The following is a 13091-nucleotide window of genomic DNA, read 5'->3' on the forward strand; positions in this document are numbered from 1 at the left end:
ATGAATCCCAGAGTTTTAGAATTAATAAAAAATCCGAAAAATATTCAGTCAGAAGATCTAAGTCTTTTGAAGGAAGAGATTCACGCATTTCCCTATATTCAAAATATCAGGGCACTTCATCTGTATGGAGTACACCTGTATGAAAAAGAGAACTATCAGAAAGAACTATCCATAACAGCGGCTTATACCACTGATAAAAAAATTCTTTATCAACTGATCAACGGGAAAATTCAGCAAGAAGTAAAAGCGGTAGTTACTGAAGATAAACCTTCTGTAATTGTTGCTGATAAACCAGTTAAATACAACTATAATGTCAAAGGTTTCCCAATCAGAAGAGAAGAAGTCGTTTCTGCTCCTGAAAAAGCAGCAGAAGAAGAAAATGAAACATGCACATTAAAGACAGAACAGGAAGTGAAGCATCTCTACATCAACGGAGAGCGCAACAGAATCCTGTTTGAAGGCGAAGAAAACTTCCTGAATGAGGTAAATCCTGAAACAATTGATCTTGAATCTACATTAGAATCAGGAACATTGGTAACCCAGAAATCCGAACCAGAAACTATAATGGCGGTTCAACAGAAAGAGGAGGAAACACAGCCGGATATAGAAGAAAATGCAGGAGAAAAATTCACTCCGGAAACTGTAGTGAATGAAGATCAGATTGCTTCAGAAACAGTAGAAGAACAAGTCGAAGAAGAGAAGAACCTGAGTTTTGAAGAGACAGAAGCTTTATTACCAGAAGTAGAGGCTGAAGAAAATGTAGCTGAGACTCCAGCTGAAAAAGAGGAAAATCCGGGAATTGAGGAAACAGAATCCATATTACCAGAAGCAAAAGCAGAAGAAAATATAGTTGAAGTCTCAACAGAAGATGCTGAAGCTATTGCTGATGAAGAAATAGCTGTTTCTGAACTGAAGGAAGAGATTGCAGAAGAGCCGGGAGCAGAATTAAGTTTCCATGGAACAGAAGCATTCTTACCGGATGTTAAAATTCAGGGGAATAACAAAAAAATTACTGAAGCTCTTGAAACTCCTGTGCTTAATGTAAATAAGCATGAGGAGGAAATGAGACGCCTGATAGAAGAGGTTGAGAAGAAAATGAAGGAGGCTAAATCTGTTGCGCAAGAAGAACAGATAGAGCCGGAAGCAACTGAAGATCATGAGATAAGCTTTGCAGAAACTCAAAGTTTCCATTTCTGGTCAACCGACCAGGAAAGTTCAGGAAAAGGGCAAGAAATACAAAAAGAAGAAGGACAGATAGAGCCATCTGAGCACAAGGAACAAGAACCACAAGCCATAAAAGAAGAAGTTGTAGAAGAAAGTGTTCCTGAAGTTCAGGCAGCATGGAAACCTATGAGTATTGAATCCAATATACCCGATTCTTTAATTAATAAAACGGTGATATCCAATGCTCCTATAACAGATATCCCTGTAATAACAGAAATACCATCAGCAGAAATAAAAATTGAAAATATAGAGGCTGTTGAAGAGCAGGAAATGATAGAAGAGCAACCAGCTGAAGATATTTTTGTAGAAGAAGTCATAGCAGAGCAACCTGAAAAAGGAGAGCAGGCACAGGAAACTCCGGAAGAAGATGCTCAGAAAAATGAAGAAGTTCCGGTAATGAATGTTTCGTTCTTTGGTACAGACATTTCAAGCTTGAAAGTTGGTGAATCAAAGGAAACGAAAGAAGAATCAATGAAGACAACAACAAAGGAAAGTGTTCCTCATGCTTCCGTGAACAGCAATGTCCCTGGTTTTATCAATACATGGCAGAGCTGGCTGAAAATAGACAGGACAGACGAGGCGGAGAAAGAAAAAGAAGATATCAAAGAAAAAGCCATTGAAACCTTTATTGAAAACAATCCTAGAATAAGCCAGCTGAAAGAGGAGAGCACCTATGTTGTCAAAGAAAAGAATGACGATATTTCTCACCTGATGACCGAAACTTTAGCCAATCTCTATTTTGAACAGAAACTATATTCTAAAGCAATTAAAGCGTTTGAAATACTGATTAAAAAGCATCCGGAAAAGAAAGAATATTTCGAAACCAGAATTAAAGAGATCAAAGATTTTAGAAGTAAAAACTAAGATATAATAATATAAAAGGTACAGCTTTGAAAGACTGTACCTTTTTTGTTTTTTATTCTGTTGAAGGCGTTTTTTTGCCCCGTAACTTCCTCCATGCTTTTCTTCCGTATACAATTACCACAACTAATAAGAGAATGGCCAGAATTGCAGCAATAATAGGAGCAGCCATTGCGAGGACAGCCATAATACCAGCTCCTGCGGTCTCAGTAGTTCCCACCACGGAATTTCCCAATCCGCCCGTAGTTGCTGTAGAAGCAGCTCTTATTCCTGCAAAACCGGAACTTATAGTGGCCGCCGTTCCTCCCCCCGCAATTAATGCCAATGCCCACTGAGGAAATGTTCCCAATTCAGCAAACTGGCTGGCAAATAAAATAGAGCCTGCCACAGTGGCCATAGGAATAGAAACCGTATCCAGTAAATGATCTACAAATGGAACATAGTAAGCCAGAATCTCAACAACCGTTGCGATCCCTGTTGTGATGAGTGCAGGTAAGCCCGCCAGCCACTCGAAACTTTCACTCATTGGAATCCAATGAAAATAGGATGCAAGACTTACGGCGAACATAGGTAGGAATACCCTGAAGCCTGTAGCTGCAGATAGCCCAATACCAATAAAGGCACTGATGATATACGAAAGGTAGGGAACTTGATCCAACATATTAATTTTCAGATTTATTGTTTCCTATAAAATTACAAAAAGTATGTGAGATTTGAAATGCAGTGAGTGATGAGGTCAGGATTCAGGTTACAAGATGCGCAGTTTAGGGTGATAAAAGTGATAAATAAGATAGCTAAAGTAATTATTACAATATAAACTTTATAAAAGGCTATATACATGTAATCATCTGTATCAATCTGTGGCAGCTATGGTTGATATATGTTTTAAAAGATTTGCAGATTTTTAAACGAACATTTTTACAGTTTGATCTGTGCTAATCTGTGTGATCTGGGGGAAAAGAAAAAAAATGGCATAACCAGCAAAATCTGCGAGAGAAAAAACCGTCAGAAGAATTAAATATGATCACTCATTTGTTATTTTCCCTAATCAGAAATTATTTTTTCTGGGTTTCACAAAGTTTGATAAACTGTGCTTCCACATCCCGAAACTTTGGCGGCATCTCAGAAGAAACCCAAAAAAGCATAGCCATGGTCTTTTCTCCGAAAGCTTCTTTAAATAAACCTTTATTCAGTCTATAACACTCTCTTAACAGTCTTTTAATTCGGTTTCTATGAACTGCTCTCTTGAAATATCTTTTAGAAACAGAAACTCCAAATTTTCCACTTTCAATCGGGATTGTAGGTTTGTCTTTTAGGATAATGATTCTCAGATTTCCGGAAGTTCTCCATTTACCTTTTTCAAAAAGTAAACTGATCTCTGTATTTTTTTTGAGCTTTTCCGCTCTTGGATATTTGGAATTCTGCATTAATCTTTTTTCACTAAATAATTAATCACTTCAGCAGCAGCATATAAACCGAAAATTGCAGGAATAAAACTGATGGTTCCGTAAAATGATTTTTTAAAATTGCTTCCATCTGTCATTTTCAGGCTCTCTTCCTTCTGAATTTCATTAGAGAATACACATCGGAAACCTTTATTGATTTTTTCCTTTTTTAATCTTTTTCTTACCTGTTTGGCAAGGAAGCAATTGTGGGTTTTGCTAATGTCTCTTACCATTACCATGCTCGGATCAGTCTTCCCTCCGGCACCCATGGAACTTACAATCTTGATCTTTCTTCTTCTGGCAGCCTTTATCAGGCAAATTTTTGGTGTTACACTGTCAATACAGTCAAGAACATAATCAAATTTTCCGGAATCAAGAACTTCATCCATTCTTTCAGGATTCAAAAACTCATTGATTTTGAATAATTTAAGCTCAGGATTAATATCAAGCAGTCTTTCTGCAACCACTTCCACCTTATGTTTTCCTACTGTTGAATGCAGGGCCGGAAGCTGTCTGTTGATGTTTGTAATATCCACTGTATCACCATCTACAATGGTCATATTTCCTACACCGGCTCTTGCTAGGAATTCTGCTGCAAAAGAACCCACTCCACCAAGTCCTACCACCAGAATATTGGCTTTAATAAGCTTTTCCAATCCTTCTTCCTTTACCAAAAGTTCCGTTCTTTCCAGCCAGTATTTATCCATTTTGTATTGTGTGTAAATTTTCTAAAATTTGTTCATTGAGGTCTTCCAGAGAAATTTCTTTTAGTTCTGAAACTTTCAGGTACAACTCTTCGATTTTAAAATCTTCATTGTCAGTTTCTAAAAAGAATTTATCTAAGGGAGTGCTTTTTAAAATATCCTGCAAAGATAAATTATACAAAACAGCTTTTCCAAAACTCAGATAAAAATTATTAGCCAAAAGGTCCTCTGCAATTTTTCGTTTTTTATTAAAACCATGAATAATCATAGCTTGTTCCGCCTTTTTTTTAAAAGAAATTACTTCATAAAATTTTCTCACACAATGTATGATGACGGGTTTTTTTACTTCATTGGAAATATTGATCTGTTTTAAAAAAACGTCCTCCTGTATTTTCTGATCAATAGAAACCAGAGAATCCAGACCACATTCTCCAATGGCAAAACAGTTCTCAAACATCATATTTTTTATCCAGCTTAACTGGTGATCAATGTTGTTAATGTCAATGTCATAGGGGTGTATTCCTATTGAATAAAGGGAATCTGGCGGAATTTGCTCAATGTCCAAATTGTAAATTCCGTCTCTGATGTATTTTTTATGATGGTGAAAATCAAAAAATTCCATATTCAAAAATACTACTATTTGGAATTAATGTAAAATTATTAAACGATCGTTTATAAATGTGTTAAAAATTTCTTAACTTTACTCAAAGTGCACTTCATGAAAAAAAAATTTACGGAAAAGCAGATTCACATACTGGATATTGCGGAAGAATTAATTGCAAAGAAAGGGTACGAAGGAACTTCTGTTAGAGATATTTGCTCCAAAGCCAATATCAATGTCGCTATGATCTCTTATTACTTCGGTTCTAAGGAGAAAATGATGTCTTATCTTTATCAATATAGAGTACTGAAGACCAGAGAAAATTTTTCAGAATTTGCTGATACCATCAAAGAAGGAAAGCCGGAAATGCAGATGCGTGAAATGATAAAGTATATTGTTTCCCAGCTGTTCAAATACAACTATTTTCATGGGTTTGTTACCCAGGAACTCCGTCATACTGAGAATTTAAAAGATGAATTACTTGATTTTTACCAGTTGTTTGTAAAAAAACTGGATGAAGTCATCAAAAAAGGAGTAGCTTCCGGAGTATTTACGTTTACTCCAAAACCGGAAGATATTCTTACGATGATTATCGGCTCTACCTTATTTGTGATCCGGAATAAAAATTTTTATGAACTTTACGTACCAAGTAAAAACGAAGAAGCCTATGCAAAAGAGGCTGAAAAGAAAGTAAGAATGAATCTTTTATTAAGTGTTTTTGCAATTTTAGGATACGCTGCAGACTAAAATTACGTTAAATATTCATAAAAAAAAATCTATTGACAAAAAAGTTATATTTTTGCAAATTAGTAAATCGGCTGTATAATCCGAAAACTGTTGAATTTTTTATATGAAAAAATATATTTTAGGTCTTTTTGCTGTAGCAGTGGTGGCATCATGTGTAAGCCAGCAAGAAAGAGCAATGAAGAGTGCTGATAAAGATTTTATCTTAAAAGCTGCTAATGAAAACTTCGCTAAGAAAAAGTGGAAAAACGCATTGGCTCTTTATGACAGACTAGCGAACCTTGTAGCAGGAACGGATGACTTCCCTAATGTAGGTTTCAATACAGCTTATGCCAATTACTATGATAAAAGTTATAAACTGGCAGGGCATCAGTTTAAAAACTTTGCAGTAAACTTCCCAAAAGATCCAAGAGCGGAAGAAGCAGCTTATATGTCTGCGTTATGCTACTATGAGGGATCTATGGATTACAACCTGGATCAGTCAAGTACAGAATTAGCGGTTAATGAGCTTCAGGACTTCCTGAACAATTACCCAAATTCGGAACGATCAAAAAATATTAGTCAGCTTATTGATGAACTGACTTATAAACTAGAGTTTAAAGCGTACGAAAACGGAAGACAATATTTTAAAATGGGAGAGTACAAAGCAGCTAACGTAGCTTTGGAAAATGTATTGGAAGACTTTCCAAGTACAAAACTTCGCCCGAAAATTTATGATTATATCATGAAGTCCCGTTATGAATTGGCGATGAAATCTGTTTATAATCTTAAAGATGAACGTATTGAAAGTGCTTTAACCTACACGAAAATGGTTGAAAAAGAACTTCCTAATACAGAATATTCTAAAACAGCATCTGATCTGAGAGCAAAGCTGGAAAAAGAGAAAGAGCATTTTGCGGTGGTTAAAAAAGAAACTGAAGCAAAAATTGCAGCTTTAACAGCTAAACAAAAGAAAGAGGCAGAAAAGCTTGATAATCAGAATAAAAAAGAACAGCAGATTAAAGATCAGATCAGCAACGAAAAGCAGGCAAAGCAGATGCAGAGGGATAGTGCGGCACTTCAGACCCCTCCACCTGCAGCGACTTTCAAAATTAAAAGATAATTCGTAAATTTGCCATCTTAAAATAAAAATAATTTTCTCAAAATGAGTGTAAAAGATACAAAAGCAGAAGTAAATACTATTACTTACGACAAAGATAAGATTGAAGATAAAGTAGGTTCAATCTACGAAGCTATTGTTATCATGGGAAAGAGAGCAGAGCAAATCAATGCGGAGATCCGTACGGAACTTCACAACAAATTAGATGAATTTGCTGTTCACAATTCTACATTAGAAGAAGTTTTTGAAAACAGAGAACAAATTGAGATCTCTAAACATTACGAAAAACTTCCAAAGCCAACTTCAATTGCTATTGAAGAATGGTTAAACGATGATGTATATTTCAGAAAAACAGAAGACAGAAAGTAATCATCTGTGTTTTTTATAAACAAAGGTCATAAAGGAACTCGGTTCTTTTATGACCTTTGCTGTTTTAAACCCTGATTATGGGAAAAAATAAGTATTTTAGTATTTCAAAAAAATTAAAGCTAAATGAGTGTTTCCGGTAAAAAAATCCTTATTGCAGTTTCCGGTGGAATTGCAGCCTATAAAGTTCACTTTTTAGTAAGAGACTTTGTAAAACAAGGTGCCGAAGTACAGGTGATTATGACCCCTGACGCAGAACATTTTGTAACCAAATTAAGTTTGGCTACCCTATCAAAGAAACCAGTTTATTCTGACTTTTATGATGATAACGGAACCTGGAACAGCCACGTAGAGCTTGCTTTATGGGCAGATGTAATGATTGTAGCTCCATGTACGGCCAATACCCTGTCTAAAATGATCCACGGAATGTGTGATAATCTGGTGATTGCAACTTATATGTCTGCAAAATGTCCGGTATTTATTGCCCCGGCAATGGATCTGGATATGTATGCACACCCTTCCACGAAAAGAAACTTAGAACTGGCAGAGAGTTATAGTCATAAGATTATTCCTGCTGAAAACGGGGAATTGGCAAGCGGGTTGATCGGGCAAGGAAGAATGGCTGAACCAGCAACCATTTTTAATACAGTTAGTAATTATTTTTCAGATCATATCATTGAAAAAAGCCTGCAAGGAAAAACTGTTTTAATTACAGCTGGTCCTACTTATGAAGCCCTTGATCCGGTAAGATTCATAGGAAATCATTCCTCTGGAAAAATGGGATTTTCTTTGGCTGAAGAAGCCTCAAAGAGAGGAGCTAGGGTGATTCTGATCTCCGGGCCAAGTTCTCAGGTTCTTACCGATAAAAGTGTAGAACTGCATAAAGTAACCTCTGCAAAAGAAATGCTGGCCAAAGTATTTGAATTTTATGATACAATAGATATTGGCATTGCAAGTGCTGCAGTGGCAGATTACGCTCCAAAGGATGTGGCTAAGGAAAAGATCAAGAAGAATGATGAAAACCTTACCATAGAACTGGTGAAAAATCCAGATATTCTTAAAACAATGGGTGAAAAGAAAACCCATCAGTTTCTGGTAGGATTTGCTTTGGAAACCCAGAATGAAGAAGAAAATGCAAAAGGAAAACTGGAAAAGAAAAATCTTGATATGATTGTGCTAAACTCTCTGCGTGATGAAGGTGCAGGATTTAAAAATGATACCAATAAGATCAAGATATTCACTAAAACAGAGAAAAGAGAATTTGATCTGAAATCTAAAGATGATGTGGCAAAAGATATTCTCAATTTTGTTGAATCTCAGCTTTTAAAATAATTTTAATAAATTTCCGTTCTCAATTTTTAATAGACAATGAAAAAAATTATAAGTTTATTTTTTCTGTTATTGATCTTTAATCTTGGTTTTTCCCAGGAGCTGCTGGCAACTGTCCAGGTAAATTCCCAGCAGATAGGAGGAAGTAACCAACAGGCTTTTAAAGCATTGGAGAAAAGTCTTAGAGATTTTATCAACAATACCAGCTGGACCGGCAAGAAATTACAGAATTTTGAAAAAATCAAATGTGGTTTTTCCATTGTTATTTCTGAAAGAGATGTCAATAAATTCAAAGGAACTATTGTTGTTCAGGCGGTACGCCCTGTTTATAACACAACGTATGAGTCACCTTTAATCAATCTTCAGGATCAGAGATTCAGCTTTGAATATATTGAGAACGAAAATCTTATTTTCAATGAGAGACAGTTTTCAGGTAAAAACCTTACCGACGTAATCAGTTTCTATATTTATCTTATTTTAGGTTATGATGCAGATAGCTTCCAATCAATGGGAGGGACACAATGGTTTTCAAAAGCGCAGCAGATTGCTCAAAATTCCCAAAACAGAAACTATGACGGATGGAATACCATCAATGAGCCTAGGAGCCGTACCATTTTAATTAACGAAATTTTGAATCCTAACTGGAGCCAGTTGAGATCTACCATATATACCTATCACAGATCCGGTATGGATAATCTTTTTAATCAGGATCAGACTCCGGGTAAAAAAGTGATTTTTGATGCCCTGATGCAGCTTAAAATGTATGAAAACTCTTTTCAGCAAGGCTTTTTCTTCAACCTTTTTATGGATACAAAGAGTGATGAGATCTTCAATGTTTTCAATTCCGGAAATAATGGCGGGCTTATCCTTAATGATCTGAAGCAAACCATGATTATCCTTTCTCCGAAAAATATTGATAATAAGTGGAATAAATGGAAGGTATAAAACTTCTGTTATAAGTGTGTGGGTATGAAATAAGAAACGTTATATTGTTTTATGTTATAAAAAATTGGTTTTTTTATGTGTATTTGATATTATTTTCTATATTTGTTACTATAGTACATAATTAATTCTCACTAAATCTTAATATTATGAAATCAAAAATCAAAGCACGAAAGCTAACGAGAGATCAACAAAAAGACATTTTAGGTAGTGGTCCTATTTCTTATGGATGCAGTGGTTGCTGTATGTGGGCAACTCAAGACGGTATAAGAACATGTATAGGATATTATCCTCCAAACAGAGATTGTACCTGCATGGTGTAAAAATTTTGTATAGTAATTGAGACAGATAGGAAATTGATCTCAAATGCTATTACATAAAGCCATATAAAGCCAGAAATTGTATCCGTTTGCGGATGTAATTTTTTAAGAATAATCCTCAAAGTTCTCAAATAACTTTAAGGATTATTTTTTTTAATACGTTTAGGTAAGTGAAATAATTGTTTTCAATAGTGGATTTAAAAATTTCATTGGACTGCTATGTCTTAGCTATTGAATACTGACTTTGAAAGTTCTATATTTGCATTTAAAGTAACCCGTCGTTTATCCATGCTTTCAAGAATTTACATTAAGAATTTTGCCCTGATTGATACTCTTGAAGTATCTTTGAATAACGGTCTTCAGGTAATTACCGGAGAAACCGGAGCAGGAAAGTCTATTATTTTGGGTGCATTGCGTCTTATCCTGGGGGAAAGAGCAGATGTAAAATCCATTTCAAAAGCAGAAGAAAAAAGCGTTGTAGAAACAGAGTTTGCATTAAACAATCAGTTCAAGAAATTCTTTATTGAAAATGATCTGGATTATGAGTTGCAAACCATCATCAGAAGAGAAATATTGCCATCCGGTAAGTCAAGAGCGTTCATCAATGATGTTCCGGTAACACTGGATATATTGAAAGAACTCTCATCTCAGTTAATTGATATCCACTCTCAATTTGAAACTTCCAATCTTTTTACCTCAGAATATCAGTTTAAAATTATTGACGGACTTTCTGAAAATAAAAATATTATCGAAGACTATCAGCAGGAGTTTTTAGCATTTCAGAACCTTAAAGCTTTATTGAAAAAGCTAAAAACACAGCTTTCAGAAACCAATAAGGAAAGTGATTACAAAGAATTTTTACTCAATGAGCTTGAAGAATTGAAACTGGATGATATAGACTACGAGGATATTCAAAACCAGTTATCCGTTCAGGAAAATGCGGGAATGATCTCTGAAAATGTAGGTCAGATCCTATCAAGATTTCATCAGGAGGAAATTGGAATTCTTTCATTTTTTAACGAAGCAAAAGCTAAACTTTCCAGAATTGCAGGGATTTCAACCAATTTTGCAGAGCTTGACCAAAGGCTTGACACCTCATTTGTAGAGCTAAAGGATATTATCTCTGAACTTGAACATGAAGCTGAAAAACTGGAGATCAACCCGGAAAATCTTCTCGTTCTTACTGAACTGAATAATAAAATTAATGCGTTGTTTCTTAAGCATAATGTTTCAGACCTTACTGAATTGATTGGGATCAGAAATGAATTGTCAGGAGATCAGAAAGGCGCCTCAGAATTGGAAGCTCAAATTATTGAAACCGAAGAGAATATTGCTGAAAAAGAAAAATCACTTCAGGTTTTAGCCGAAAAGCTTTCCAAGAACAGAAAAAAGAATGTTCCTGTTTTCATTAAAAAAGCGGAAGGGCTTCTTAAAAAATTAGGACTGGAAAAAGCCAGAGTAGATATAGAATTGCAGGATGCTGACGAGTTTAATCAATTCGGGAAAGAAAATATCCAGCTTTTATTTCAGGCTAACTCAGGCTTTCCTTTAAAGCCGATCCAAACAGCTATCTCTGGTGGTGAAAGATCAAGGGTGATGCTTGCTGTGAAGAAGATTATTGCAGAAAGTGATGAATTACCAACATTAATTTTAGACGAAATAGATACCGGAGTTTCAGGAAAGGTAGCTGAAGAAATCGGAAATCTGATGCGTGAAATGTCCGAAGATATGCAGCTTATTGTTATTTCTCACCTTGCACAGGTTGCCGCAAAAGGAAATGATAATTATAAAGTGGTAAAACAGGACATTGCCGGGAAAACCCAATCTACCATTATCCCATTGAGTGATGATGAAAAACTGAATGAAATTGCCCAGTTGCTTTCAGGAAGCAAAATAACAGAAGCAGCTCTTGCGCAGGCGAAAGAACTTATTGGTTAAGAGGCTGTAACGTTTTTTACGTTATATTTACTAATGTAAAAAACTAAACTATGCTGCTAAAGTTCCTTAATCTTGAAATTAAAAGCTTTTTCCGTGGTACCTCTTTAGGAATCAATCTTACCATGAAAATTTTAAGATTCATTGCGATTCTTTATTTCATGGGATGTCTTGTAGGAGTGGCTTTTCTGGTCTTTATGTATGTAAAGAATGAAATGCATCAGGATCCTTTAAAGGTTGTTTCCACGCTCTTACTCTTAGGCTGGGTTACAGATTTAGCCATCAAATACCTCTGGCAGGAAATTCCAACGCAGAATATCAAGCCTTTCCTTACCTTAAATATTAAAAAAAGTACCTTGGTAAACTATCTGTTGGTAAAAACTTTTTTATCGGCTCTCAGTTGGCTGAATTCTCTTTTTTTTATCACATTTTCGGGCATTGCACTGTTCTATGGATATAACCCCATTGGAATCTTATCATGGCTAATAGGTATTTCTGCATTGTTTTACCTGAATAGCTTTATCAATATTTTCCTGAACAGTACAGAAAAAGTTGCCATTGCTGCAGCTATAATTGTTGCAATAGTGTCAGCATTAGGGTATTATCATATTATTCCAATACTTTCTTACTCAGAAACAGCATTTTATAGTCTTTATGAAAAACCGTACTTTGCTCTGATTCCTGTTATCCTGTTTATGATAATATGGTTTTTTTGTTTTAAATATATCCAGAAAGAATTCTATCTGGATCAGGGTCTTGAAGCTAAGAAATTAATAGGGAAAACAGAAAATATTGCGTTTCTGAATAAATATGGAGTCATAGGAACATTCATCAGCAATGATATTAAAATGCTGAAACGCAATAAAGTAACCCGAGGTATTCTTTTTGGAAGTTTTATGTTTCTTTTCTATGGATTACTGATGTATACTTCTAAAGCATATAAAACTCCTGCAATGACAATGTTCATGGGGCTTTTTGTAACAGGAGGCTTTCAGTTTTTGTTTGGGCAGAGAGTTCCTGCTTTTGACAGCTCTTATTACCCTCTGATGATGACTCTGAATGTTCCGTACAAAGAATATTTAAAAGCAAAATGGTGGTTAATGAATATTGTGACCGGTGTTTCAATCATTTTGGCTTCAGTTTACACTTACTTTGGCTGGGAAATTTATGTGACGTTCTTTGCCGCCGGATTATATAATATTGGAGTCAATTCACAATTTACGCTTTGGTCCGGAGCCTTTAATAAAACTCAGATTGATCTTAATTCAAAAGAAAAAAGATTCGGACAGAAGAATAGTTTTAACCTGAAGTCGATGCTGTTGATGATTCCTAAAATGCTGCTTCCTATGGCTGTATTTGCCGGCGCAAAATCTCTTTTTGGGATTACAGCAGGAGTAATAAGTATCGCGATCCTAGGACTGATAGGATTTTTACTGAGGGAAAAAATCTTTGAGATTATTGTAAAGCATTATAAAAAAGAAAAATACAGCACTTTAGAGGCATTTAAAAATAAAGACTAAG

Annotated in this window: 12 protein-coding genes; 8 read left to right on the forward strand and 4 right to left on the reverse strand. The window is 35.3% G+C overall.

Annotated elements, in window-relative coordinates:
• The gene (locus BBH99_RS05655; RefSeq protein WP_066693153.1) at window positions 1-2088 is read left to right on the forward strand and encodes a tetratricopeptide repeat protein; all 2088 of its coding nucleotides are present in this window, start codon (window positions 1-3) and stop codon (window positions 2086-2088) included.
• A gap of 52 nt (window positions 2089-2140) precedes the next feature.
• Here the strand turns inward: BBH99_RS05655 and BBH99_RS05660 are convergent, their stop codons facing one another.
• The 4 genes from BBH99_RS05660 to BBH99_RS05675 all read right to left on the reverse strand — a co-directional run bounded on the left by BBH99_RS05660 (window position 2141) and on the right by BBH99_RS05675 (window position 4856).
• Entirely contained in the window at window positions 2141-2746 is a 606-nt protein-coding gene (locus BBH99_RS05660) for a DUF4126 domain-containing protein (protein WP_066693155.1), read from the reverse strand.
• Between the two features lie 394 nt (window positions 2747-3140).
• Entirely contained in the window at window positions 3141-3512 is a 372-nt protein-coding gene (gene rnpA / locus BBH99_RS05665; protein ID WP_066693158.1) for a ribonuclease P protein component, read from the reverse strand.
• On the reverse strand, window positions 3512-4237 hold the full coding sequence (locus BBH99_RS05670) for a tRNA threonylcarbamoyladenosine dehydratase (protein ID WP_066693161.1): 726 nt from the start codon (window positions 4235-4237) through the stop codon (window positions 3512-3514). Before BBH99_RS05670 ends, rnpA begins: the two co-directional genes overlap by 1 nt.
• Window positions 4230-4856 (reverse strand): TatD family hydrolase, encoded by a 627-nt coding sequence (locus BBH99_RS05675; protein WP_066693163.1) that lies wholly within the window; start codon window positions 4854-4856, stop codon window positions 4230-4232. Before BBH99_RS05675 ends, BBH99_RS05670 begins: the two co-directional genes overlap by 8 nt.
• A gap of 96 nt (window positions 4857-4952) precedes the next feature.
• Between BBH99_RS05675 and BBH99_RS05680 the strand changes: the two genes are divergently transcribed.
• The 7 genes from BBH99_RS05680 (at window position 4953) to BBH99_RS05710 (ending at window position 13090) form a co-directional block, all read left to right on the forward strand.
• On the forward strand, window positions 4953-5582 hold the full coding sequence (locus tag BBH99_RS05680) for a TetR/AcrR family transcriptional regulator (protein ID WP_066693165.1): 630 nt from the start codon (window positions 4953-4955) through the stop codon (window positions 5580-5582).
• Window positions 5583-5685: 103 nt separating this feature from the next.
• Entirely contained in the window at window positions 5686-6681 is a 996-nt protein-coding gene (locus BBH99_RS05685) for an outer membrane protein assembly factor BamD (protein ID WP_066693167.1), read from the forward strand.
• Window positions 6682-6723: 42 nt separating this feature from the next.
• Window positions 6724-7047: a DNA-directed RNA polymerase subunit omega gene (locus tag BBH99_RS05690; protein ID WP_039370228.1), complete on the forward strand. Its 324-nt coding sequence runs from the start codon at window positions 6724-6726 to the stop codon at window positions 7045-7047.
• 123 nt (window positions 7048-7170) lie between these two features.
• Window positions 7171-8376, forward strand: a complete 1206-nt coding sequence (coaBC, locus tag BBH99_RS05695; RefSeq protein ID WP_066693169.1) for a bifunctional phosphopantothenoylcysteine decarboxylase/phosphopantothenate--cysteine ligase CoaBC — start codon at window positions 7171-7173, stop codon at window positions 8374-8376.
• Window positions 8377-8412: 36 nt separating this feature from the next.
• Entirely contained in the window at window positions 8413-9318 is a 906-nt protein-coding gene (gene porD, locus BBH99_RS05700) for a type IX secretion system protein PorD (protein ID WP_066693172.1), read from the forward strand.
• Window positions 9319-9923: 605 nt separating this feature from the next.
• Window positions 9924-11573 carry a DNA repair protein RecN gene (locus tag BBH99_RS05705; protein WP_066693175.1) on the forward strand — a complete coding sequence of 550 codons (1650 nt, stop codon included), beginning with the start codon at window positions 9924-9926 and terminating at the stop codon, window positions 11571-11573.
• A 50-nt stretch (window positions 11574-11623) separates the two neighbouring features.
• Entirely contained in the window at window positions 11624-13090 is a 1467-nt protein-coding gene (locus tag BBH99_RS05710; RefSeq protein ID WP_066693177.1) for a DUF5687 family protein, read from the forward strand.
• Window position 13091: the final 1 nt, after the last annotated feature.

Source organism: Chryseobacterium contaminans (assembly GCF_001684955.1).
Classification (GTDB): Bacteria; Bacteroidota; Bacteroidia; order Flavobacteriales; family Weeksellaceae; genus Chryseobacterium; species Chryseobacterium contaminans.